The organism is Streptomyces sp. NPDC041968 (assembly GCF_055589025.1).
Window position 1 is genome coordinate 71,472 of the sequence record NZ_JBVJCB010000017.1, and the last position, 24,621, is coordinate 96,092.

Consider the following 24,621-nt stretch of genomic DNA (forward strand, 5'->3'; position numbering starts at 1 on the left):
CGCGCGCCCTCGCAACGCCACGCGCACCCCCCACGCGACGCGCACCCTCGACACCTTGCTCGCACCCTCGACGCACCGGCCGCCGCGAGACCGCCCTCCGGGCGACGACGCTCGGGGCCGGCCAGGCCCTGGACCGGTCAGTCGCGAGCGGCGGTGCACGGGCGGCGGCCCTCGACGGTGCCGGCCGCCCGGTGCCTGGTCACGACGCGGTCACGATCCCCCGCTTGACAGCGGAGGCGCTCTTGCCGCCCTCACCCCCCTGGCGTACACCAGAGCGCACGGGACAGCGCCGGACGTTCGACGAGGACGAAGAACGGGGCAGTGATGCGCACGAGCAGCACCATGGGGACACGCAGGACCGTCAAGGGCACGGGCAGAGCCGCGAAGAGGACCACCCGGGCCGCCGCCGCCCTCGCCGCGGGGGCGCTCGCGCTCTCGCTCACCGCGTGCGGCGGCGACGACGACAAGGGCGGCGACGAGAACGCCGGTGAGGGGGGCGGCAAGGAGACGGCCGCCACCGTCACCCTGCCGAAGCTGGACGGCGAGAGCCTGGAGGTCGCCGCCGTCTGGACCGGCGCCGAGCAGGAGAACTTCAAGAAGGTCCTCGCCGAGTTCGAGAAGCGCACCGGCGCCAAGGTGACGTTCGTGCCCGCCCAGGACCCGATCATCAACTTCCTCGGCTCGAAGATCGCGGGCGGTGCGCCGCCGGACGTGGCGATGCTGCCGCAGCCGGGGGCCATCAAGCAGGCCGTCGACAAGGGCTGGGCCAAGCCGCTGGGCGCGGAGGCCGCCAAGGAGCTGGCGGAGAACTACTCGCCGGGCTGGCAGGAGATCGGCAAGGTCGGCGGCAAGCAGTACGGCGTCTACTACAAGGCCGCCAACAAGTCCCTGATCTGGTACAACGCGCAGGTCTTCGAGAACGCGGGCGCGGCGGAGCCCAAGACCTGGGACGAGCTGCTCACCGCCGCCCAGACGATCTACGACTCCGGCGTCACGCCGTTCTCGGTCGGCGGCGCGGACGGCTGGACGCTCACCGACTGGTTCGAGAACGTCTACCTCTCGCAGGCCGGCCCGGAGAAGTACGACCAGCTGGCGAAGCACGAGATCAAGTGGACGGACCCGTCGGTGAAGGAGGCGCTGACCACCCTCGCCGAGATCTGGGGCAAGAAGGACTACGTGGCGGGCGGCGCGTCCGGCGCGCTGCAGACCGAGTTCCCGGCCTCGGTGACGCAGACTTTCACCGGCGGCGACCAGCCCAAGGCGGGCATGGTCTACGAGGGCGACTTCGTCCAGGTCAACATCGGCGAGACGGACGCGGAGGTCGGCACGGACGCGAAGGTGTTCCCCTTCCCGTCGGTCGGCGGCACCGCGCCGGTGGTGTCCGGCGGCGACGCGGCCGTGGTCCTTCAGGACTCGAAGGCGGCGCAGGCCCTGGCCACCTGGCTGGCCTCGCCGGACGCGGCGACGATCCAGGCGAAGCTCGGCGGCTACCTCTCGCCGAACAAGAACGTGGAGGCGTCGGCGTACCCGAACGACGTGCAGAGGAAGATCGCCGAGGCGCTCGTCGCGGCCGGTGACGACTTCCGCTTCGACATGTCGGACCAGGCCCCGCAGGCCTTCGGCGGCACGCCCGGCAAGGGCGAGTGGAAGGCGCTGCAGGACTTCCTGAAGAACCCGAAGGACGTCGCGGGCACGCAGGAGCGGCTGGAGGCGGACGCGGCCGCCGCCTACGGGGACTGACGCGATGACGTCGGTCACGGCGGCGGGGACCACACCGGGCCCTGCCGCCCCCAAGTCGCGCAAGAGCGTGACCGGCACCCGCAAGGCCGTGGCGGTGCTGTTCCTGCTGCCCGCCCTGGTGCTGCTCGGCGCGCTCGTGGTCTACCCGATCGGGTACTCGCTGATCCGCAGCTTCTACGACCAGTCCGGCGACTCCTTCGCCGGATTCGACAACTACCAGGCCCTGTTCACCGACGACGGCATCCGCACGGCCCTCAAGAACAACATCATCTGGGTGGTGTTCGCGCCCACGGTCGCCACCGCGCTCGGCCTGATCTTCGCGGTCCTGACCGAACGGGTGCGCTGGGGCACGGCGTTCAAGCTGGTCGTCTTCATGCCGATGGCGATCTCGATGCTCGCGGCGGGCATCATCTTCCGCCTGGTGTACGACCAGGACCCGGACAAGGGCGTCGCCAACGCGGTGTGGGTCGGGGTGCACGACACGTTCGCCGAGTCGTCCGCGTTCCCGAAGGCGCACCCGGGCCGCGACTCGCCGCTGGAGCCGGCCGGCGGGGGCGCCTTCGTCACCAAGGAGCCGGTGCGGGCGGGCGCGACCGTCGTCCTGCCCCTGGTCGGCGTCGCCCCCGACCTGATGCCGGACGGTGCGAAGAAGGCCGTGCCCGCCGAGCCGGAGGACGGCAGGATCACCGGCACCACCTGGCAGGACTTCACCCGCGGCAAGGGCGTCGGGAAGCTCAACGGCGTCGACGCGGCCGAACTGGGCTACGCCGGGATGAGGATCGAGGCGGTGAAGGACGGCGAGGTCGTCGCCTCGGCCACGGCGGCCGGCGACGGCACCTTCTCGCTGCCGGCGGCTGCCGACGGGGCACAGCTCAGGCTGCCCGCCGACAACTTCAAGGAGCCCTACAACGGCCTGGACTGGCTGGGCCCCTCGCTCGTCACACCGGCCATCATCGGGTCGTACGTGTGGATGTGGGCGGGCTTCGCGATGGTGCTGATCGCGGCGGGGCTGGCCGGGGTCCCGCGGGAGCTGCTGGAGGCCGCCCGGGTCGACGGGGCCAACGAGTGGCAGGTCTTCAGACGGGTCACGGTGCCGCTCCTGGCGCCGGTGCTCGCGGTCGTGGCCGTCACCCTGATGATCAACGTGCTGAAGGTCTTCGACCTGGTCTTCATCATCGCCCCCGGGTCCTCCCAGGACGACGCGAACGTGCTCGCCCTGGAGCTGTACCGCAAGGGCTTCGCCTCCGACCAGCCGGGCATCGCCAGCGCCATCGCGGTGTTCCTGCTGCTCCTGGTGATCCCGGTGATGTGGTTCAACGTACGGCGGCTGAGGCGGGAGGTGCGGCGATGACCACGGACGCGGGCTCCCTCACGAAGACGGCACCGGCGTCGCCCGGGACCGCCCGCGAGGCGAAGCGGTCGCTCGGGTCGCGGCTCGCCGAGGGCGTCAGCGGCGGACTGGTCCGGGTCTTCCTGATCGTGGTGGGCCTGTTCTGGCTGGTCCCGACGATCGGTCTGCTGCTGTCCTCGCTGCGCACGCCCCGGGACATGGCGTCGAGCGGCTGGTGGGAGGTCTTCACCAAGCCCTCCCAGCTCACCTTCCAGAGCTACGAGGAGCTGCTGAAGAACGGCGACATCACCTCCTCCCTGTTCAACACCGTCCTGATCACGGTCCCGGCGACGGTCCTGGTCGTGGTCATCGGGTCGCTGGCGGGCTACGCCTTCGCGTGGATGGAGTTCCCGGGCCGCGACTGGTGGTTCCTCGCCGTGGTGGGGCTGTTGGTCGTCCCGGTGCAGGTCGCGCTGATCCCGATCGCCGAACTCTTCGGGAAGATCGGCCTGTTCGGGTCGATCGTCGGTGTGATCCTCTTCCACGTCGGCTTCGGTCTGCCCTTCGCGGTGTTCCTGCTGCGGAACTTCTTCGCGGAGATCCCGAGGGAGCTGCTGGAGGCCGCCCGGCTCGACGGCGCGGGTGAGCTGCGGCTGTTCGCCCGGGTCGTGATGCCGCTGGGCGGGCCCGCGATCGCGAGCCTCGGCATCTTCCAGTTCCTGTGGGTGTGGAACGACATGCTGGTCGCGCTGATCTTCTCGGACTCCGGGAACCAGCCGATCACGGTCGCCCTGCAGACGCAGGTACGGCAGTTCGGCAACAACATCGACGTGCTGGCGCCGGGAGCGTTCATCTCCATGGTGATCCCGCTGGCCGTGTTCTTCGCGTTCCAGCGGCAGTTCGTCTCCGGCGTGATGGCGGGTGCCGTCAAGTAGGGCGCCGGGGCACCACGCTTGAGGGGGCGGACCGGACACCGGTCCGCCCCTTCCTTCGTACGGGGCACGCGTCGGCGCGACGGTCCCCCGAATGCCGCAGGGACCGTAACCAAGTCACTCCATCGGCCGTTCCCGGGCAGAGCGCCCGCGCCGACCCCGCCGACCCATGGATGTCCCGTGCCCCGGTTCAGTGTCATCGTCCCCGCGTACCAGGTTCAGGCGTATCTGCACGAGTGCCTGGAATCGGTGCTGTCGCAGTCGTACCCGGACCTCGAGGTGATCGCGGTCGACGACTGCTCGCCGGACGCCTGCGGCGCGATCGCCGACGAGTTCGCGGCCCGCGACCCGCGCGTCCGCGTCGTGCACCTGCCCGAGAACCAGGGCCTCGGCCCCGCCCGCAACGCCGGGTTGGAGCGGGCGACCGGCGACTACCTGGTCTTCCTCGACGGTGACGACACCCTGACCCCGGACGCGCTCAGGGCGATCGCGGACCGGATCAAGGAGACCGGCGAGCCGGACGTCCTGGTCTACGACTACGCGCGGACGCACTGGTCGGGCGAGGCGGTCCGCAACCAGGCCGCCGCGCACCTCACCGAGCGGGGCCCGGCACCGTTCCGGCTCACCGACCGGCCGGGGCTGCTGAAGCTGCTGATGGTGGCCTGGAACAAGGCGGTGCGCCGCGAGTTCGCCGAGCGCGAGGGGTTCACCTTCCCGCCGGGCTACTACGAGGACACCCCGTGGACGTACCCGGTCCTGCTGACGGCGGAGTCCGTCGCCACCCTGGACCGGGTCTGCGTCCACTACCGGCAGCGCCGGCGCGGCAGCATCCTGGGCACGCCGAGCGAACGGCACCTGGACGTCTTCGCGCAGTACGACCGTGTCTTCGCGTTCCTGGAGTCGCACCCGGAGCGGACCCGCTGGCGGCCGGTGCTCTACCGCCGCATGGCCGACCACCTGACGACGGTGTTCACCCGCCCCGACCGCCTCCCGCGCTCCCTGCGCGCGGAGTTCCTGCGCCGGGCCCGCGTCCACTGCCGCCGTTACCGGGTCCCCGGCGCCCCCGCCCCGCTGCCCGTGCGGCTGCGCCACGCCCTGCTCCGGCTCGGCCTGCGCCGCACCTACGAGACCCTGCGGCTGGCGTCGGCCCTGCGCCGCCGGACGGTGAAGGTCACGGCGAAGCTGCTGCGCGCCGCACGGGCCGGCGCCCTGCGCCTGCACTACCGCGTCCAGCGCCGTCTCCCGCTGCGCGCCGACCGCGCCGTCTTCGCGGCCCACGGCGACCGCGGTCACGGCTGCAACCCGGGCGCGCTGGAGGAGGCGTTCCGCGACTTCGCGCCGCACGTGCGCACGGCGTGGGCCGCCGACCCCGCGCACCACCACACCGTCCCGCCCGGCCCGCGCCGCCTGACCCCCGGCACGGCCGCCTACTGGACGGCGCTGGCCCGCTCCCGGTACGTGGTGCACAACGCGGGCTTCGACGCCGGCCTGGTCAAGCGCAAGGGGCAGGTGCTGATCCAGACGCAGGCCGGGACGCCCCTCAAGCACATGGGCCTGGACCTCCAGGAACGCCCGGCCGCGGCGCGGGGCACCGACTTCGCCCGGCTGCTGCGCGACGTCGACTCCTGGGACTACGTCGTCTCCGCCAACCGCCACTCCACGCTGACCTGGGAACGCGTCCACCCCGGCGACTACACCACGCTGGAGTACGGCCAGCCCCGCACCGACGCCCTCCAGCGGGCGACCGCCGCGGACGTGGCCCGGCTGCGGGAGAGCCTCGGCATCCCCGACGGCACGGTCGCGATCCTGTACGCGCCGACCCACCGCGACTACCGGCGTACCCAGCGCGCCGCCCTGGACCTGGAGCGCGTCCTGACCCGTCTCGGGCCGCGCTTCATGGTGCTGGCCCGCGCCCACCCCCGCAACGGCGGCCCGCTCGTCGAGTCCGGGGGCCGCGTCCTCGACGTCAGCGACCACCCGAGCGTGGAGTCGCTCTGCCTGGCCTCGGACGCGCTCGTCACCGACTACTCGGCACTGATGTTCGACTACGCGGGTCTGGACCGCCCGATCGTGATCCACGCCGACGAGCCGGAGGCGTACGAGGCGGCCCGCGGGACCTACTTCGACCTGCGTGAGCTGCCGCCGGGAGCGATCGCCCGGGACGAGGACGAGCTGATCGACATCTTCGCCGACGGCCACTGGTGCGGCTCGCGGTCCGCGCAGCTCAGGACGGCTTTCCGGGAGCGGTTCTGCCCCTGGGACGACGGGCGCGCCGCCGAGCGCGTCGTGCGCCGGGTGGTGCTCGGGGAGACGGACCTGCCGCCCGTCGTGCCGCCGGCCGCGCGCCGCCCCGTGCCCTCCGCCGCCGCGGCCCTCGCCCGGCCCCCGCTGGCCACCGTGCCGCAACCCGCCGGGCCTCGCACCGTCACCGACAGCCTCTGATCGCCGTTTGTCCACTGGGAGTTCGCATGCCCCGCAGCTCGAAGCGGCCCACTCCGCCCCGGCCGTCCACCGTGCGGCCGACGGGACGGCCGGGCCGCCGCACGGCGTGAGCGGCGGGGGCTCCCTTCGGACCAGGACAACGAGAGAAAGAGCAGTATGCCCCGCTTCAGCATCATCGTCCCGTCCCATGGGGTCGCGGGGCGGCTGTCCCAGGCGCTGGACTCCGTCCTCGCCCAGTCCTTCGGCGACTTCGAGCTGATCCCGGTCCACGACGCCCCGGACCGCGCCGCGGCGGACGTCGTGGAGGAGCGCGCCGAGCGGGACTCCCGGGTGGCGCCCGTGCACGCGCCGCCGGAGGCCGGGCTGGCCGGGGCGCGCAACACCGGGATGCGGGCGGCGACCGGCGCGTACCTGCTGTTCCTCGACGGCGACGACGTCCTCGTCCCGGGCGCGCTGGCGGCGCTGGACGCGCGGCTGGCGGACACCGGGGGCGTCGACGTCCTGTACTTCGAGCACGAGCGGGTGCCCTGGTGGGAGGGCGAGCCGGCCAACCCGGCGGCCCCGCTGCTGGCGAAGGCCCCGGACGGCGCCTTCGCCCCCGACCGCGCCCCGCACCTCACCGGCGTGCGGCTGCCCGCCTGGAGCGCCGTCTACCGCCGCACCTTCCTCACCGAGCGGCGACTGGACTTCCCCGACGGGCACTTCACCGACGTCGGCTTCGGGGCGCTGGTCTCGGCGCGCGCCGAGCGCGTCACGGTGCTGCGGTCGGTGGTCGTACGGCATCTGGTGCGCCGGCAGGGCAGCCGGCTGAGCCTGCCGGGCGAGCACCACGCGGACCTCCTCGACCAGGCCGAACGGGCCCTCGCGCACGCCGAGGAGCGGGGGCTGCCGGCCGAGCGGCGCGGGCCGCTGTTCGAGCAGCTCTTCGCGGCGGTCCTGAAGACGGCCACCCATCCGCGGCGCCTGACCCGCCGGGGCCGCCGTGCCTTCTTCCGCCGCGCGAGCCGCCTCTACCGGCGCCACCGTCCCGCCGGTTTCCGGCCGCCGGGCGGCCGGCTCGGCGTCCAGCACCGGCTGCTGGCCTCCGGGTCCTACACCGGCTTCCGCGTCTTGCGCGCCGCCCACCGCGCCGCCTCCGGCGTCCTGCTGCGGCTGCCACGCCCGCACGGGCTGCGCACCCGGCTGCGCTACCGCCGCGCGCTGCGCCGCCCGCTCGACCCGAACCTCGTCGTGTACTGCGCCTACTGGGGCCGCGGTTACGCCTGCAACCCGGCCGCGATCCACGCCAAGGCCCGCGAACTCGCCCCGCACCTGCGGTCGGTGTTCCTGGTCGAGGCGGACCAGGCGCACACCGTCCCGAAGGACGTCGACCACGCGGTCATCGGCAGCCGGCGCTACTGGGAGGTGCTGGCCCGCGCCACGTACCTGGTCAACAACGCCAACTTCGCCGAGGGCGTCGTCAAGCGCCCCGGCAGTGTGCACGTGCAGACCCAGCACGGCACGCCGCTGAAGACGATGGGCGTCGACCAGTCGACGTACCCCGTGGTGGCGGCGGCCAGCGGCAGCTTCACCAGGCTGCTTGGCCGGGTGGACCGCTGGGACTACAACCTCTGCGCCAACCGCCACTCCACCCAGATGTGGGAGCGCGCCTTCCCCGGCTCGTACGAGCAGCTGGAGTACGGCTATCCGCGCAACGACGTCTACTGCACGGCCACCGCCGAGGACGTCGCCCGCGTCCGGCGCGAGCTGGGCGTCCCGGAGGGGAGGACGGCCGTGCTGTACGCACCCACGCACCGCGACCACGAGGCGGGGTTCGGCGCCGGCGGCCTGGATCTGGAGGCGTTCTGCGAGGCGGCCGGCGAGGACGTGGTCGTGCTGCTGCGGGCCCACTACTTCTACGACCGGGGCGGCGCCGCGAGCAGCGGCCGGATCATCGACGTGACCGCACACCGCTCCTCCGAGGACGTGTGCCTGGCCGCCGACGCGCTGATCACCGACTACTCGTCGATCATGTTCGACTACGCCAACCTGGACCGGCCGATCGTCGTGTACGCCGACGACTGGGAGGTCTACCGGGAGACCCGCGGGGTCTACTTCGACCTGATGGCGGCGCCGCCCGGCCCGGTGGCGCGGACACCGCAGGAGCTGGCCCGCGTCTTCCGCGACGGCACCTTCGCGGGCCGGGAGTCGGCGGCGCTGCGGGCCGCCTTCCGCGAGCGGTTCTGCGACTTCGACGACGGCCGGGCCGCCGAGCGCGTGGTGCGCCGGGTGCTGCTCGGCGAGCCGCCCGAGGCGCTCCCGCCCGTGACCCCGCTCGCCGAGCGCGTCCCGGCCCCCGCCGCCGCCACCCTCGTAAGGAGCTGATCCCGCAGTGCCCCGCTTCAGCGTCATCCTCCCCTGTTTCAAGGTGCAGGGCTTCCTGCGCGAGTGCCTGGACTCGGTCCTGGACCAGTCCTACCGGGACATCGAGGTCGTCGCCGTCGACGACTGCTCGCCGGACGGCAGCGGCGCCATCCTCGACGAGTACGCGGCCCGCGACGACCGGGTGCGGGTGCTGCACCTGGCGGAGAACGTGGGCCTCGGCCGGGCCCGCAACGCCGGGCTGCCGCACGCCACCGGTGACTACCTCTTCTTCCTCGACAGCGACGACTCCCTGACCCCGGGCGCCCTGCGCGCGATGGCCGACCGGCTCGCGGAGACCGACGACCCCGACGTCCTCGTCTTCGACTACGCGCGCACCTACTGGTGGGGCGGCACCCGGCGCAACGCCCTGGCCCGGGTCCTGGCGGAGGCCGGCGACGGCACCTTCACCGCCGCCGGGCACCCGGAGATCCTCGACCTGCTGATGGTGGTGTGGAACAAGGTCTACCGGCGCGACTTCGTGGAGCGGGAGGGCTTCACCTTCCCGCCGGGTTACTACGAGGACACGCCCTGGACCTTCCCGGTCATGTTCAGCGCCGGGCGGATCGCCGCGCTGGACCGGATCTGCCTGAACTACCGCCAGCGCCGCCAGGGCAACATCCTGTCCACCACCAGCCGCAAGCACTTCGACGTCCACGCGCAGTACGAGCGGGTGTTCGCGTTCCTCGACGCGCGTCCGGAGCTGGCCCGCTGGCGGCCGTTCCTGCACACCAAGATGGGCGAGCACTGCCTGGACATCCTGAGCAAGCCGGACCGGCTGCCGCCGTCCGACCGGGGCGAGTTCTTCGGCCGCACCGCCGAGATGTTCCGCGCGTACCGGCCGGAGGGCGCCGAGGTCCCGGCCGAACTGCGCGTCCTGGAGGGCGGGTACACCGCGTACCGCCTGCGGCGGCGGTCCGGGCGGGCGGGCCGGGAGCTGGAGCGGCGGGCGCGGCAGGTGCGCGGGGCGGTCGCCTCACGTGCGGGGCGGGTCAGGACCGCGGTGCACACGCGCCGCCCGCTGGTCGGGGACCTCGTCGTGTACTCGGCGTTCTCCCACCGGGGTGTGCTGGGGGACCCGGCGGCGGTCCACCGCAAGGCCCGCGAGATCGCCCCGCACCTGCGCGGGGTGTGGGTGGTGCGCGACGAGGAGGACGTGCCGCTGCTGCCGCCGGACACGGAGCACGTGATCCTCGGCAGCGCGGCCTACCGCCGGGTGACCGAGCGGGCGACGTTCTTCGTGAACAACGTCAACTGGCCCGGTGCGGTGGCCAAGCGCCCCGGCAGTGTCCACATCCACACCCACCAGGGCACGCCGCTGAAGTACATGGGCGTCGATCTGCTGGGCCGGCCCGGCGCCCGGCACGGCCTGGACGTGCCGCAGATGCTGCGCCGGGCCGACCGCTGGGACCACAGCCTGGTCGCGGGCCGGTACGCGGAGCGGGTGTGGGAGCGGGCGTACCCGTGCCACTTCACGTCCGCGCGCACGGGCAGCCCGCGCAACGACGTGCTGGTGAACGCGGGCCCCGAGGAGGGCCGGCGGGTCCGTGAGCGGCTCGGCGTCCCCGACGGGCACACCGTCGTGCTGTACGCGCCGACCCGCCGCGAGTACCGGCGGGGCGGGCACGTCGACCGGATCGACCTGGCCCGTCTCGCCGCCGATCTCGGGGAGGGGCACACCCTGGTGGTGCGGCTGCACCCGTCGCTGGCCACCGGACCGGCGCGCGGTCTGGGCCTGTCGGAGCTGCACCGGCGGGGCGTCCTGGTCGACGCGACGGACGAGCCGCACGTGGAGGACCTGATGCTCGCCTCCGACCTGCTGATCACCGACTACTCCGCCCTGATGTTCGACTACGTCCTCCTGGACCGGCCGGTCGTCATCCACGCCGACGACTGGGCGGCCTACACGGCGAGCCGCGGCGCCTACTTCGACATCACCGCCGAGGCTCCGGGCCACGTCTCGCGTTCGTACCGGGAGCTGGCGTGGCTGCTGGACTCCGGGGCGTGGCGGGACGAGGAGGCGGCGCGCCTCAGGTCCGCCTTCCGGGCCCGGTACTGCGAGTACGAGGACGGCAGGGCCGCCGAGCGGGTCGTGCGGACGCTGATGCTGGGCGAGCGGATGCCCGAGCCACAGCCGCCGGCCGTCCCCGGGGCCCGGGCCGCGCAGGCCCGCCGCGACCTGCTGACCTCCTCGTGAGGCCGCGCGGCTGGGTGCTGGTGGTGGCGGCCGTGTTCGCCGCGCTCCAGCTCGCGAACATCACCGGCCGGGACACCCCCGACACGAAGAACTACCTGGCGTACGCCCTGAGTCTCACCGGGGAGAGCAAGCGCGGGGTGGCGGCGGCGACCATCGACTACGTGTGCGCGAGCCAGGCCTCCGCGGCCCGCCGCGACCAGAGCGTGCACGTGGTCCGCTTCCACCGCCCCGACCCCGGCGACCGGGTCGCGGCCGAGTGCCGCCAGCGCCAGTGGCGGCAGGTGGAGCCGCGGCTGGCGGCCGGGCAGACCGGCGGGCACACGGTGCCGTACATGGAGGAACGCTTCATGCGGATCTTCGAGGCGCGGCCCGGCTATCCGGCGTTCCTGGTGCCGTTCGTCCTGGCCTTCGGGGCGACCTGGGGGCTGTGGGCCGCGGGGGTCGTGCTGGCGTGCGCGGGCGGGGTGCTGGTCTTCCTGATCCTGCGCACCCTGTCGGTCCCGGTACCGCTCGCGCTGACCGGACAGGCGCTCTACTACGTGCTGCCGAGCGGCACGACGGCCATGCGCCCGATGGCCGAGGGGCTGCTGATGGCGCTGACCCTGGCGGCGGTGTGGGGCTGTGCGCTGGTGCTGCGGGCCGGGCGCGGGCGGGCCGGGCTCCTGCTGGTCGCCGGGTCGCTGCTCGCGCTGTTCGCCGTCAAGCACTCCCAGGCGCTCTTCCTCGGGCTGTGCCTGGCGGCGGCGGGCGCGCTGCTGGCCCTGCGGCGGTACCGGCGGGGCCGGCCGCCCGGCCGGGACGTGCTCGCGATCGCGGTGACCGGCCTGTGCGGCGCGGCCCTGACCATGGTCCTGGCGCGGCTGCTGCACTACCCGACCGTGTCCGACAGCCTCCAGGACCTGCTCACCGGGCACTTCGCCCGGCCCGACCGGGAGGACCCGTGGCCGGAGTTCTGGCAGTTGCAGGGCAACTTCTGGGTGGAGTGGCTGCGCCGCCAGGCGTGGGAGCCGCTGTTCGCGGCGGCCCTGGGGGCGGGGGCGTGGGGTGCGCTGCGGCGCGGGGGCGCGGTCGGCGTCTTCCTGGTCGCGGCCGCGTTCACCGGGATCCTCACCCAGGCCGCGCATCCGGACATCGACATCTGGGGCGGGCGGCTGATCGTGCTGGCGTGGCTGCTGCCGGTGGTGGGGGTGCCGATGCTGCTGGAGCCGGTGGTGCGGGGCCGGGTGGCACTGCCGGCGCAGGGGCACACCGACCGGGCCCGCGCGATCAACTGAGGATCACTCGATGAGGTGACTTGGGTTCATGTCGTTGACCCCGACGGGAACATACGGCAAATGCCCCGAATGTCCCACCAGTCATCTCTTCCGTGAGCGCCGGCGTCCTCGTCCGGCGGCCCGTGCGCGGCGCGACGGCGCTGCGCGGCGGCCGCGCCTGGCGTCCCACCCCGTACCAGGTCGCCGGCTTCCTGTTCTTCCTGCTGATGTCGCTGGCGTACTGGGCGGTGCCGCTGTGCTGCGACGCCGGACAGCACGCGGCCGTCGTCGAGCGCCTGAAGGCCGATCTCCTCCATCCCCGCCATCCGATGGCCGACCTGCCCGGCGCGGGCAGCGCCTACTACTCGCCCTACGCGGTGGCGCAGGGCCTGTTCGCCCGGCTGACCGGCCTGGGCGGCTGGGAGGTGGTGCGGCTGGCCGGGCCGGTGAACCTGCTGGTCCTGCTGACCGGCCTGGGCCGCTTCGTCAGGGTGCTCTCCCCCCGGCCGTGGGCGCCGGTGCTGGCGCTGGGCGCGATGACGCTGCTGTGGGGGACCGAGCGGGCCTGGTGGAGCGGCTACCTCGGGCTGATGTCGATGACCGGCAACCTGGGCTACCCGTCGGCCTTCGCGATCGGGCTCACCTTCTGGGCCTGGGCGCTCACCGGTGCCCGGGCACGGGACGCGCGCCGGGTGCGCTACCTGGGACCGAGCGGGCTGCGCGGCCTGCCCGGGTACGCGGGCCTGGGCGTCCTCTACGGTCTGATCCTCCTCGTCCACCCGATCACCTCGGTGGCGGCGGCGCTGGGCGCGGTGGCCCTGGTGGGCGGTTGGCAGCGCCGGTGGCGCACGGCGGTCGTCGGACGGTGGGCCCTGACGGGCGCGGCGGCGGTGGCCTCGGCGGCGGCGTGGCCGTACTTCGACGTGTTCGCGCTGGCCGGGGACGACAGCGTGGACGGCATGCACCGGGTGCTGTACCTGGATCTGCCCGGCGAGTTCTGGCTGGCCCTGCTCGGGCTGCCGGCGCTGTGGCTGCGCGGGCGGCGCTCGGCGCGGGACCCGCTGGTGCTGATGTTCGCGCTGGACTGCGCGGTGGTGGCGTACGGCTGGTTCAGCGGCCACTACACCTACGGCCGCATTCTCGGGCTGACGCTGGTGCCGGCGCAGTTCGCCCTCGCGGTGGAGCTGGCGGCGCCCCGGCCGTGGGAGCGGTGGCGGCGGGCGCTGGGCGGGGCCGCGGCCGCCGGGGCCCTGCTGGGCTTCCTCGCGGTCCACGCCGGGGCGGTGGTGCCGCGCGCGCTGGACCCGGTCGGTTTCGAGCAGCCCCCGCGGTGGCCGACGTACGCGTGGGCGGCCCGGCACATCGGTCCCGGCGAGGTCGTGATCACCGACGGCTACTACGCCGGGCACGCCATCGCCGGGTACGGACCCAACCTCGCGGCGCCCGCCTGGCCGGACCCCTCGCTCGACGAACGGGAGCGCCGGCGGCGGGTGGCCGACGTCGAGGCGTACCTGGCGCCCGGCTCGACCCGCGCGGAGCGCGCCGCCGTGGTCCGCCGCCACCACGTCCGCTGGCTGCTGCTGACGCGCTGGCAGCCGGTGCCCGAGGAGGCGGTGGTGGTGGCGTGGAGCGAACGGACGGGCGAGGTGCTGGCGCGGGTCGGGTGAGGGCCTGCCCGGGGGCGGGCCGGGGGGCCGGGGGGCCGGGGGGCTCTACTCGATGACGAGCTCGACCGGGATGTTGCCGCGAGTGGCGTTGGAGTAGGGGCAGACCTGGTGGGCCTGCTCGACCAGCTTGCGGCCGGTCTCCTCGTCCACGCCCTCGGGCAGCTCCACCCGGAGGGTGACGGCGAGCGCGAAGCCCTCGCCCTGCTTGCCGATGCCGACCTCGGCGGTCACCGCCGCCTCGCTGACGTCGACCTTCGCCTGCCGGCCGACGACACCGAGGGCGCTGCCGAAGCAGGCGGCGTACCCGGCGGCGAACAGCTGCTCGGGGTTGGTGCCCTTGCCGTCGCCGCCCATCTCGGCGGGGGCGCTGAGCGCGAGGTCGAGCTTGCCGTCGGAGCTGACGGCGCGGCCGTCGCGGCCGTGGGTGGCGGTGGCGGCGGCGGTGTAGAGCGCGTCCATGGGGAACCTTCCCTCTGAAGAGATCTGGCGAGAAGCGTGCCGGGCGGCCGGCCTCCCGGCGCCCCGACGACACCAACTGTGACACACAATTAAGTTGTGCACAACTGAATGACGCGCAATCCCCACCCCGCTACCCTGGAGCCATGACCACGCCCGCAACGGACTGGCTCCGCCTCGACCAGCAGATCTGCTTCTCGCTCAACGCCGCCTCGCGTGCCTTCAACGGCGTCTACCGCGTGGTCCTCAAGGACCTCGGGCTCACCTACCCGCAGTACCTGGTGATGCTGGTGCTGTGGGAGGACGGGGAGCTGCCGGTGAAGAAGCTCGGCGAGCGGCTGCGGCTCGACTCCGGCACGCTCTCGCCCCTGCTCAAGCGGCTGGAGGCGGCCGGACTGGTCCGGCGGGAGCGCAGCGCGCGCGACGAGCGGTCGGTGGAGGTCGGGCTGACCGCGGAGGGCGTGGCGCTGCGCGAGCGGGCCGGCGAGGTGCCGCGCCGGATCGCCGGGGCGACCGGCCTGGACCTCGCCGAGATCCAGGACCTGGGCGCCCGGCTGAACCGGCTCACGGCCGCCCTGGACGCGTACGGCACCGGGTCACCCCCGGCGTCCTGACGGGTGCGGTGACCACCGGGTCCCGGGATGACGGATCATGGCTACCGAGGACCACTGACGAGGGGACGGCCGCAATGACCTGGCTGATCACCGGCGGCGCCGGCTACATCGGGGCGCACGTCGTACGGGCGATGACCGAGGCGGGCGAGCGGGCGGTCGTGTACGACGACCTGTCCACCGGCATCGCCGAGCGCGTCCCCGACGGCGTCCCCCTGGTCGTGGGCTCGGTCCTGGACGGCGAGCGGGTCGCGCGCGCCCTCACCGACCACTCCGTCACCGGGGTCGTGCACCTCGCGGCGAAGAAGCAGGTCGGCGAGTCGGTGGACCTGCCGCTCCACTACTACCGGGAGAACGTGGAGGGCCTGCGCGTCCTGCTGGAGGCGGCCACGGAGGCCGGTGTCGCGTCGTTCGTCTTCTCCTCCTCCGCGGCCGTGTACGGCATGCCCGACGTCGACCTGGTGACGGAGGAGACGCCGTGCCTGCCCCTGTCCCCGTACGGTGAGACCAAGCTGGCGGGTGAGTGGCTGGTCCGGGCGACCGGGCGGGCGGCGGGCCTGTCCACGGCCTCGCTGCGCTACTTCAACGTGGCGGGCGCGGCGAGCCCGGAACTCGCCGACACCGGTGTCTACAACCTCGTCCCGATGGTCTTCGAGAAGCTCACCGAGGGCGCCGCCCCGCGGGTCTTCGGCGACGACTACGCGACGCCGGACGGCACCTGCGTCCGCGACTACATCCACGTGGTCGACCTGGCCGAGGCCCACGTCGCCGCGGCCCGCGCCCTGGCCGCCTCCCCGGGCCGCTCCCTCACCCTCAACATCGGGCGGGGCGAGGGCGTCTCCGTCCGCGAGATGATCGACCGCATCAACGCCCTCACCGGCCACGACCAGCCCCCGACGGTCACCCCGCGTCGCCCCGGCGACCCGGCCCGCGTCGTCGCCTCGGCCGACCGCGCCGCCGTCGAGCTGGACTGGAAGGCCAAGCACGACGTCGAGGACATGATCACGTCGGCGTGGGCGGGCTGGGTGCGGCTGCATCCGGGGGCCGCGCGGGACTGAACCCGGTCGGACCACCCCGTCCGCGCGGCACCCGGGCCACCCCGGGCGCCCCTCACAGCCCCGACGGATCTCCCCGGCCGGGGAACGCGGGCCGCCACACCGGCCGAGGCCGACCACCGGGGCACGCCCGCCCGCCCGGCCGGCACCCCGCGGCCCGGAGCTTCACCCGGAGGCGACCGCGCTCACAGCGCCTTGAGGCCCTCCGCCGTGGCCCGCGCCAGCGCGCCCAGGTAGCCCTTGGGCAGCTTCGGGCTGCGGATGACCACCGAGCGCCAGTACAGCGGGCCCGAGATCAGGTCGAGGGCCAGGTCGGTGTCGAGGCCGGGGCCGACCTCGCCGCGCTCCCCGGCAGCGGCGAGGATCCTGCTGGCGACGCCGTCCTGCCCCTCCCGCAGGGCCTTCCGCAGCGCCTCGGCGATGTCGGGATTGCGGGCCGCCTCCGCCTGGAGGTCGGGGATGATCTGCGAGGCCACCGGGTGGCGCAGCGCCCGCGAGGTCACCTCGTACAGCAGCCGCAGGTCGCCCTCCAGCGACCCGGTGTCGGGCGCGGGCAGGCCCTGGACGGCGAGCGCGGAGACGATGTCGAGCACCAGGTGCAGCTTGGAGCGCCAGCGCCGGTACACCGCCGTCTTGCCGACCCCCGCGCGGCGCGCGATCCCCTCGATGGACATCCGCGCGTAGCCGACCGCCGCCAGCTCCTCGAAGACCGCCGCCCGGATCGCCTCCGTCACGTCCTCGCGCAGCACCGCCGCCCCGGCGGGGGCCCGGCGGCGCGGGCGCGGCTGCGGCTCGTCGGCGTTGGTCGTCATGCGAGCCAAGCATAGGGGCGATACGGGCGTCACGACGGAACGGTTGCGTCCCGACGCCGTCACGCCCTACCCTCACGTCACGACGATACGGTCCCGTCCCGACGTAAGTGAACGCACGAGGTCACTCGGGTGAACGCCGGGCGCCGCCCCCTCTCCCCCTCCGAGCGAAAGCAGCGGATGTGAGCCAGGCCCTCGACACACCGCCCCCGACACCGGCCCCCGCACCGGCCCCGGCCGCGCCCCCCGGCGACCACGACCTCGCGGCCCTCGCCGCCCGTCACGGTCTGTCGGTCAGCGGCGCCCGCCCCTCACTGCCCCAGTACGTCCGCCAGTTGTGGGCGCGCCGGCACTTCATCACCGCCTTCGCCACCGCCAAGCTCACCGCCCAGTACAGCCAGGCCAAGCTGGGCCAGCTCTGGCAGGTGATGACGCCCCTGCTCAACGCGGCGGTGTACTACTTCATCTTCGGCGTCCTGATGGACACCAGGCAGGGCGTGGAGGACTTCGTCCCGTTCCTGGTGACCGGCGTGTTCGTGTGGACGTTCACGCAGAGCTCGATCATGGCGGGCACCAAGGCCGTCTCCGGCAACCTCGGCCTGGTGCGCGCCCTGCACTTCCCGCGGGCGGCGCTGCCGGTCTCCTTCTGCCTCCAGCAGCTCCAGCAGCTGCTGTTCTCGATGGCCGCCCTGGTCGTGATCCTGCTCGCCTTCGGCGTGCCGCCCGCCGCGTCCTGGGTGCTCGCGGTCCCCGCGCTGGTGCTGCAGTTCGTGTTCAACGCGGGCGTGGCACTGGTCATGGCCCGGGTCGGCTCCAAGATCCCGGACATGGCGCAGCTGATGCCGTTCCTGCTGCGGACCTGGATGTACGGCTCGGGCGTGATGTTCAGCATCCATCACATGACCGGCCCGGACAGCGGCCTGCCCTCGTGGGTCGGGCCGCTCCTCCAGGTCAACCCGGCCGTCGTCTACATCGACCTGATGCGCTTCGCGCTGATCGACAGCTTCGGCGGCGGCATGCTGCCGGACCACGTGTGGGCGCTGGCCCTGGGCTGGGCCCTGGTCGCCGGGATCGGCGGCTTCATCTACTTCTGGAAGGCCGAGGAGACGTACGGTCGTGGCTGACAACACCGGCATCACCGAGCAGGCGGGCGAGCGCGTCCCCACCGTCATCGCCGACGGCGTCGACATCGTCTACCGGGTCAACGGCACCGGCGCGGGCCGCGGCTCCGCGACCGCCGCCCTCAACCGCATCCTGCGCCGCGGGAAGGCCGAGAAGGCCGCGGGCGTGCGCCGGGTGCACGCCGTGCGCAACGTGTCCTTCGTGGCGTACCGGGGCGAGGCCATCGGCCTGATCGGCACCAACGGCTCCGGCAAGTCGACGCTGCTCAAGGCGGTCGCCGGGCTGCTCCCGGTGGAGAACGGCCGCATCCACACCGACGGCCAGCCCTCGCTCCTCGGCGTCAACGCGGCCCTGATGAACGACCTCACCGGCGAGCGCAACGTCTACCTCGGCGGTCTGGCGATGGGCATGTCCCGGGCCCAGATCAAGGAGCGGTACCAGGAGATCGTCGACTTCTCCGGGATCAACGACAAGGGTGACTTCATCACCCTGCCGATGCGCACGTACTCCTCCGGCATGGCGGCCCGGCTGCGGTTCTCCATCGCCGCCGCCAAGGACCACGACGTCCTCCTCGTCGACGAGGCCCTGGCCACCGGCGACCGCGCCTTCCAGAAGCGCTCCGAGGAACGCATCCGGGAGCTGCGCAAGCACGCCGGCACGGTGTTCCTGGTCAGCCACAGCAACAAGTCCATCCGCGACACCTGCGACCGGGTGCTGTGGCTGGAGCGCGGCGAGCTGCGGATGGACGGCCCGACGGACGAGGTGCTGAAGGAGTACGAGAAGTTCACCGGCGGCCCGGACAGGGCGGCGAAGCCCAAGCCCGCGCCCAAGGCGGCACCGAAGCCGGCACCGGGGGCGAAGACGGCCGCCTGAACGCCCCGGCGCCGGTCGCCCTTCGCCCGTCAGGCGCACTCCCGACTCACCCTGTCGCCCGTTTGGTGCCACTATGACCCAATAGGCCGAGCAGCCAGGAGTAGGCCGGGAGCGACGAAGGCGAAGGAGTCCCCGCGATGTCCGAGACCCCCGAACTCAGCGTCGTCGTGTACGGACCCAACGCCCAGGACCACCTGCCCGCACTCCTCGGCCCCCTGGCCGCCCAGCCGCCCGACGGCGGCGTCGAGGTGATCGTCGCCGCCGTCGGGGACTGGGCCCGGGAGGCGGCCGAAGAGCACGCGCCCGCGTTCACCGTGCTTCCGCTGCCGGACGGGGCCGGTGACGCCGCGGCCCGCGCGGCGGGGGCGGCGCGGGCCTCCGGCCGGTGGCTGCACTTCGTCCACGCCAAGGACGGACTGCCCGCCGGCGCCCCGCGCACCATCGCCGACCACGCGGCGAGCCTCCCGGACACCGTGGACGTCCTGCTCTTCGACCATGTCCGCAGCACCTGGCGGACCACCGGCCTGCCCTCCCCCGACGGCCCCCGCCTCGCCCGGGCGGGCGGCGCCGCCCTGGCCCTCGACGACCGCGCGGCGCTGCTCGGGCTGGCCCCGCTGCTCGGCAACCGCGCCGTGCGCGCCGCCTTCTGGCGGGACCACGAACGGCTCCTCACCACCGACGACGAGCCGTTCGCCGCGTACACGGCCCTGCTGCTCGCCGACCGCGTCGCGTGCCTTTCCCACGCCGCCTACGAGGTCCGCGCGCTGCGCCGCGAGAGCCTGCCCCCCGTCCCGCCCGAGCGGCGGCACGCGCTGGTCGAGCGCTACGAGAGCCTCCTGGACCTGGCCGCCGACCGCCCGGCCGCCTACGCCGTCCTGTACGACCTGATGGTCGGCGACTGCCTGCGCACCTTCGCCCGCGCCGGCATGCCGGACGACGTCGCGCGGGAGTTCTTCCGGCGGGCCTCCCTGGCCGCCCGGCACCGCCGCCCCGACGGCCACCGGCGACCGCCCGGCCTCGAAGGCCTGCGCCGGTCGCTGCTGGAGGAGGACGCCTGCATGGAGTACCGCGCGCTCCAGGCCGCCAACCGCACGCGCCGCAGGGTGCGTTCCGCCGTCCGCACCGGCAGGCGCCGGGCCGGCACGCTGCTGCGCACGGCCCAGTACCGCCGGGCGCTGGCCGAGCCGGTCGATCCCCACCTCGCCGTCTTCTCCGCGTACTGGGCCCGCGGCGTGGCCTGCAACCCGGCCGCGATAGCCGCCGAGCTGGCCCGGCTCGCCCCCGGTGTCCACCCGGTATGGGTGGTCACCGCGGCGGGCGCCGCCCTGCTGCCGCCCGGCACCGACCACGTCGTGCCCGGCACCCGCCGCTACTGGGAGGTGCTGGCGCGGGCCAAGTACCTGGTCAACAACGTCAACTTCCCGGACGCGGTCGTCAAACGCCCCGGCACCGTCCACCTCCAGACCCACCACGGCACCCCGCTCAAGCGCATGGGCCTGGACCAGCTGCCGTACCCGGCCGCCGCCCGGGGCCTGGACTTCCAGGCGCTGCTGGAGCGCGTCGACAAGTGGGACTTCAGCGTCTCCGCCAACAGCCACTCGACCCGCATGTGGCAGCGGGCCTACCCCTCCCGGCACGTCTCCCTGGACCACGGCTATCCGCGCAACGACGTCTACTACCGCGCCGGTGCCGCCGAGGTCCGGGCGGTCCGCGCGCGCCTCGGCATCGCGCCCGGCCGCAGAGCGGTCCTGTACGCGCCGACCCACCGCGACTACGAGGCCGGCTGGACGCCGCGCCTGGACCTCGCCGCGCTCGCCGACCAACTCGGCGAAGAAACGATTCTGCTGGTGCGGGCCCACTACTTCTACGAGACCGCCGCCTCCCCCTCCTCCCCGCTGGCCGGTCTGCGCCGCGCCGGCCGGATCATCGACGTCTCCTCCTACGACCCCGTCGAGGAGCTGTGCCTGGCGGCCGACGCGCTGGTGACGGACTACTCGTCGATCATGTTCGACTACGCCAACCTCGACCGCCCGATCGTGATCCACGCCGACGACTGGGAGACGTACCGCACCACCCGCGGCGTCTACTTCGACCTGACGGCCGAGGCCCCGGGCCCGGTCGCCCGCACCCAGCGGGAGCTGGTGGACATCCTCAGCACGGACGCCTGGCACGACGAGCGCGCGGCGAAGACGCGGACCGCCTTCCGGCGCCGGTTCTGCGAGTACGACGACGGCCGCGCCGCCGAGCGCGTCGTCCGCCGGGTCTTCCTCGGGGAGGACGAGCGGACGCTGCCGCCGGTACTGCCGATCGAGGAGCGCACCCCGGCCCCGAGCCCCGAGGAGGCGACCGCGTCATGACCACGGTCCAGAGCCCGGCCAGGAGCACGGCCGTGACCACGCCGGACGTCACCGTCACGGTCATCGTCCACAACGACGCCGAACGCCTGCCCCGCGCGGTCGCGTCCGTCCTGCGCCAGACCCACACCGACATCGAGGTCGTCATCAGCGACGACCACTCGACGGACGCGACCCCCGACGTGGCGCGGCGGCTGGCGGCACTCGACCCCCGTGTCGTGTACCTCCGCCTGCCCGAGAACAGCGGCGGCTGCAGCGCGCCGCGCAACCGCGCCCTGGAGATCGCGCGGGCGCCGTACCTGATGTTCCTGGACAGCGACGACGAGCTGCCGGAGCGCGCCGTCGAGGTGCTGCTCGCCGCCCACCGGGAACGCGACCTCGACTTCGCGATGGGCGCGGTGCACCGGGTGCGCGTGGACAACGGACGCCGTACGACGTGGATGCCGCACCTGGTCGCCGAGCGCCGCACGCTCGACGGCATCGAGGCCGACCCGCGGCTGCTCTTCGAGCACCTGGCCACCAGCAAGATGTACGCCCGGACCTTCCTCGACCGGCACGGCCTGCGCTTCCCGGAGGGCATCCACTACGAGGACCAGCTCTTCTCCGCGCAGGCGTACTGCCTGGCCAGGGCGTTCACCGTCGTCCCGGAACCGGTCTACCGCTGGTACGTCGCCCCGTACGCCGCCTTCGAGGCCGCCTCCATCTCCAACCAGCGGCACAAGCTGAGCAACGTCCGGGACCGCGTGCACGTGCAGCGCCTGATCGACGCGTTCCTGGCCGGGAGCGGGCACGGGTCGCTGCGCGAGGACAAGGACTTCAAGTTCCTCAAGCACGACTTCCGGATGTACGCCGGTGACCTGCCGTACCGGGACGACGCGTGGCTGGCGTCCTTCGCGGACCTCATGGCCCCGTACCTCGACACCCTGGCCCCGGGCGCCTTCGCCCGCCTGCCCCGCGCCGAACGCGTCGTGCTCCAGCTGGTCCGCGACCGCCGCCTCGACGACGTCCGGGAGGCGGCCCGCGGCCTCGGCCACGACGTCGCCCCGCGCCGGACCATTACGGACCCGGCGGACGGCCGCACCTACTGGGGCGGGGAGGTCCCCCGCTCCGAACCGGCCCGCGGCGAACTGGACCTGACGGACCTGGACCTGGACACCCGTCCGTTCTTCACCGCCCTGTTCCGCCACGAGATCACCGAGATCGCGCGGGGGCCCGGAGCCTCGGTCGACCTGACGGTCCGCACCTACGATCCCGCTCTGCGCCTCCCGGTCGGCCCCCAGCGCGCCACCCTCCACCTCGCCCCCGGGCGCCGCCGGCTCACGGTCGCCTTCCGCCTCTCCCCCGTCCGCCCCGGTGTCTTCGAGGGCCGGGTGCGCCTGGACCTGGCGTCGGCGCGCCTGCCCGTGCAGGGCTTCGAGGGCGTCCGCCACCCCGTGCTCCGCCTCCGCGGCCAGGGCCGGACCCACACGGGCGTGCTCCTGGCTCCGCTGTCCTTCCCGCCCCTGACCGCCCGCGTCCCGTACCACGGGGGCACCACCCCCCACCGGGTCACCGCGGAACCGGAGGGTCACGACCCGGGCCGCCTGCAGATCCGCTGGCAGCCCGTGGGCAGCACGGCTGCCGTCGTCCGACCGGCCGTGCGCCGCCTGGCCACGCCCCGCGTGAAACGGGCGGCCCGCCTGGCGGCCGCGGTCCTGCGCTGACCTCCCGCACCGCCGGCACGGCCGAGAGCGCCGGCACCCCACCGGGGCGGGCGGGGTACAGGTCGCGCTCCCCGCGTGCCCGGCCGAACCGCCGTTCAGTCCGCCACCGCGTACAGCACCTGCCCGCCCGGCCCCCGGGCCACCACCCGCAGTCCCTCGGCCCCGCGGAGCCCCGCGCCCCGGTCCACCACCCAGCGCACGCCGTACTCCCGCACGATGTCGCGCCGCGTCCCCGCCGCCGTGTCCCGCGCGAAGTACGTCCGCACCGCCGCCGCCCGGGTGTCCTCGTCCCGCAGGAAGAAGTCGGGATAGCCGGGAGCCACCGTGTACGCCCCGTACGCCGGGATCTCCCGCGCCGGGAGCCGCCGCGCCATGACCACGTCCCCGTAGCCCACCCACGGCGTGATCCAGTGGTATCCCGGCCACGGTTCAGGGGATTTCCCCGCGACCGCGCCCGGCAGGGCCTCCCGGTCGACCACGTACGCGAGCGTCCCCGCCTGCGCCCAGGCCCCCACCGCCAGCGCCGCGGCCAGCACGCACGCCCACCCGGCCCGCACCGCCCGCCGCCCCGGCTCCACCACCTCCAGCGCCACCGCGACCTGCGCCGGGATCAGCGCGGCGGGCAGCACCCGTCCCCAGGACCAGTGCCCGCTCACCCCGCCCGCCGCGAACACGACCGCGCCCAGCAGGAAGAACAGCACCAGGGGGTCCCGCCGGTCGCGCCACCACCGCATCCCCAGCGCCGCCACCCCCAGCAGAACCAGCCAGCACCGCCCGAACAGGTCCCGGTAGAGCGACCGGTGCACCGCGTCCATCCCGTCACCGGCACCGAGCAGCGCGTAGAAGTCGTAGTACGGCCAGAGCCACAGCACCACCGCTCCCACCAGCAGCCCCGCGCCCAGCCGCCCCCACACCCGCCGCCCGGCCCGCGCCGCCCCCACGACGGCGAGGACGCCCAGGGAGGCGACGATCCCGGAGAACTGGTGCACCAGCAGGACCACCGCCCACAGCGCCCCGAGCCCGGCCAGGACCCCCCACCCCGCCGGCCGCTCCCCGCTCCCGCGCACGGCCCGGGCCAGCCAGGCCCAGAGGTGGAAGGCGAGGCCGAGCGCGAGGACGCTCGGGTACGACACCGTCAGGGCGAGGGAGGTGAGCCCGAGGAAGCCGCTCCAGCCGAACTGGGCCGTCCCCCACAGCAGCACCAGGCACAGCAGCGCGAGCGGCGGTGCGGCCGGGCGGGCGCTCAGCGTGCGGACGTACCGCCACACTCCGGTCGTCAGCAGCCCCAGCGCCACCAGCGCCCCGAGCCGCAGCACGACGAAGACGGAGAACCCGGTCACCCGCGCCACGCAGCCCAGCAGCACCATCCAGGGCGAGTAGTACGGGCTCGGGGTGTCCGCGTCGACCAGGGGGTTGCCGGGGTCGAGCAGGCTGTGCCGCAGGCGTTGCAGGGTGGCCGCGTGCATGCCCAGGTCACCGGCCCAGGGCAGCCGGACGACCACCAGGAGCAGCAGCAGGAGGAGGAGGGCGGCGACCGCGCCGACGGTGGCCGCTCCTGGGGCGGCGACCGTGCGTGGCGGTACGGCACGCGACGTCCCGGGGCGCTCCATCACGCCGTCACTTTATCCGTAATGTCCCGTTCTCTGCCGAGTGCGGGGACACCGTGCGCGCGGGACC

The 24,621-nt window shown here is 74.0% G+C and carries 17 protein-coding genes; 14 read left to right on the plus strand and 3 right to left on the minus strand.

Annotated features, from left to right (window positions below; genetic code table 11):
* Window positions 1-324: 324 nt before the first annotated feature.
* From ACZ6EG_RS31795 to ACZ6EG_RS31830, 8 genes are all read left to right on the plus strand, one after another.
* Window positions 325-1,740 (plus strand): ABC transporter substrate-binding protein, encoded by a 1,416-nt coding sequence (locus tag ACZ6EG_RS31795; RefSeq protein ID WP_469609845.1) that lies wholly within the window; start codon window positions 325-327, stop codon window positions 1,738-1,740.
* A gap of 4 nt (window positions 1,741-1,744) precedes the next feature.
* On the plus strand, window positions 1,745-3,091 hold the full coding sequence (locus tag ACZ6EG_RS31800; RefSeq protein ID WP_391968244.1) for a carbohydrate ABC transporter permease: 1,347 nt from the start codon (window positions 1,745-1,747) through the stop codon (window positions 3,089-3,091).
* Entirely contained in the window at window positions 3,088-4,005 is a 918-nt protein-coding gene (locus ACZ6EG_RS31805; protein ID WP_361011185.1) for a carbohydrate ABC transporter permease, read from the plus strand. Before ACZ6EG_RS31800 ends, ACZ6EG_RS31805 begins: the two co-directional genes overlap by 4 nt.
* 177 nt (window positions 4,006-4,182) lie before the next feature.
* Window positions 4,183-6,444: a bifunctional glycosyltransferase/CDP-glycerol:glycerophosphate glycerophosphotransferase gene (locus tag ACZ6EG_RS31810; protein ID WP_469609850.1), complete on the plus strand. Its 2,262-nt coding sequence runs from the start codon at window positions 4,183-4,185 to the stop codon at window positions 6,442-6,444.
* A 156-nt stretch (window positions 6,445-6,600) separates the two neighbouring features.
* Window positions 6,601-8,808: a bifunctional glycosyltransferase/CDP-glycerol:glycerophosphate glycerophosphotransferase gene (locus tag ACZ6EG_RS31815; RefSeq protein WP_391968246.1), complete on the plus strand. Its 2,208-nt coding sequence runs from the start codon at window positions 6,601-6,603 to the stop codon at window positions 8,806-8,808.
* 7 nt (window positions 8,809-8,815) lie between these two features.
* Window positions 8,816-11,041, plus strand: coding sequence for a bifunctional glycosyltransferase/CDP-glycerol:glycerophosphate glycerophosphotransferase (locus ACZ6EG_RS31820; protein WP_391968247.1), 2,226 nt, complete (start codon window positions 8,816-8,818; stop codon window positions 11,039-11,041).
* On the plus strand, window positions 11,038-12,315 hold the full coding sequence (locus tag ACZ6EG_RS31825; RefSeq protein ID WP_391968248.1) for a hypothetical protein: 1,278 nt from the start codon (window positions 11,038-11,040) through the stop codon (window positions 12,313-12,315). The genes ACZ6EG_RS31820 and ACZ6EG_RS31825 overlap by 4 nt, the downstream gene beginning before the upstream one ends.
* Before the next feature lie 92 nt (window positions 12,316-12,407).
* On the plus strand, window positions 12,408-13,961 hold the full coding sequence (locus ACZ6EG_RS31830; RefSeq protein WP_469609854.1) for a hypothetical protein: 1,554 nt from the start codon (window positions 12,408-12,410) through the stop codon (window positions 13,959-13,961).
* 45 nt (window positions 13,962-14,006) lie between these two features.
* On the opposite strand, the gene ACZ6EG_RS31835 is transcribed toward ACZ6EG_RS31830, so the two are convergent.
* Window positions 14,007-14,420: an organic hydroperoxide resistance protein gene (locus ACZ6EG_RS31835; RefSeq protein ID WP_391968250.1), complete on the minus strand. Its 414-nt coding sequence runs from the start codon at window positions 14,418-14,420 to the stop codon at window positions 14,007-14,009.
* A gap of 143 nt (window positions 14,421-14,563) precedes the next feature.
* Between ACZ6EG_RS31835 and ACZ6EG_RS31840 the strand changes: the two genes are divergently transcribed.
* Together ACZ6EG_RS31840 and galE are read left to right on the plus strand one after the other, a co-directional pair.
* Window positions 14,564-15,031: a MarR family winged helix-turn-helix transcriptional regulator gene (locus ACZ6EG_RS31840; RefSeq protein WP_391968251.1), complete on the plus strand. Its 468-nt coding sequence runs from the start codon at window positions 14,564-14,566 to the stop codon at window positions 15,029-15,031.
* A gap of 74 nt (window positions 15,032-15,105) precedes the next feature.
* Complete coding sequence (gene galE / locus ACZ6EG_RS31845; RefSeq protein WP_391968252.1) at window positions 15,106-16,086, plus strand: UDP-glucose 4-epimerase GalE; 981 nt, start codon at window positions 15,106-15,108, stop codon at window positions 16,084-16,086.
* Between the two features lie 182 nt (window positions 16,087-16,268).
* Here the strand turns inward: galE and ACZ6EG_RS31850 are convergent, their stop codons facing one another.
* On the minus strand, window positions 16,269-16,895 hold the full coding sequence (locus ACZ6EG_RS31850) for a TetR/AcrR family transcriptional regulator (RefSeq protein ID WP_469609860.1): 627 nt from the start codon (window positions 16,893-16,895) through the stop codon (window positions 16,269-16,271).
* 179 nt (window positions 16,896-17,074) lie between these two features.
* On the opposite strand from ACZ6EG_RS31850, the gene ACZ6EG_RS31855 reads away from it, so the two are divergent.
* The 4 genes from ACZ6EG_RS31855 (at window position 17,075) to ACZ6EG_RS31870 (ending at window position 22,944) form a co-directional block, all read left to right on the plus strand.
* Window positions 17,075-18,016 carry an ABC transporter permease gene (locus ACZ6EG_RS31855; RefSeq protein ID WP_391968254.1) on the plus strand — a complete coding sequence of 314 codons (942 nt, stop codon included), beginning with the start codon at window positions 17,075-17,077 and terminating at the stop codon, window positions 18,014-18,016.
* Window positions 18,009-18,887, plus strand: coding sequence for an ABC transporter ATP-binding protein (locus tag ACZ6EG_RS31860; RefSeq protein ID WP_391968255.1), 879 nt, complete (start codon window positions 18,009-18,011; stop codon window positions 18,885-18,887). The genes ACZ6EG_RS31855 and ACZ6EG_RS31860 overlap by 8 nt, the downstream gene beginning before the upstream one ends.
* Window positions 18,888-19,024: 137 nt before the next feature.
* Window positions 19,025-21,244, plus strand: coding sequence for a CDP-glycerol glycerophosphotransferase family protein (locus ACZ6EG_RS31865; protein ID WP_469609863.1), 2,220 nt, complete (start codon window positions 19,025-19,027; stop codon window positions 21,242-21,244).
* Window positions 21,241-22,944: a glycosyltransferase family 2 protein gene (locus ACZ6EG_RS31870; protein WP_469609866.1), complete on the plus strand. Its 1,704-nt coding sequence runs from the start codon at window positions 21,241-21,243 to the stop codon at window positions 22,942-22,944. Before ACZ6EG_RS31865 ends, ACZ6EG_RS31870 begins: the two co-directional genes overlap by 4 nt.
* A 95-nt stretch (window positions 22,945-23,039) precedes the next feature.
* On the opposite strand, the gene ACZ6EG_RS31875 is transcribed toward ACZ6EG_RS31870, so the two are convergent.
* Entirely contained in the window at window positions 23,040-24,554 is a 1,515-nt protein-coding gene (locus ACZ6EG_RS31875; protein WP_469609918.1) for a hypothetical protein, read from the minus strand.
* Window positions 24,555-24,621 lie beyond the last annotated feature (67 nt).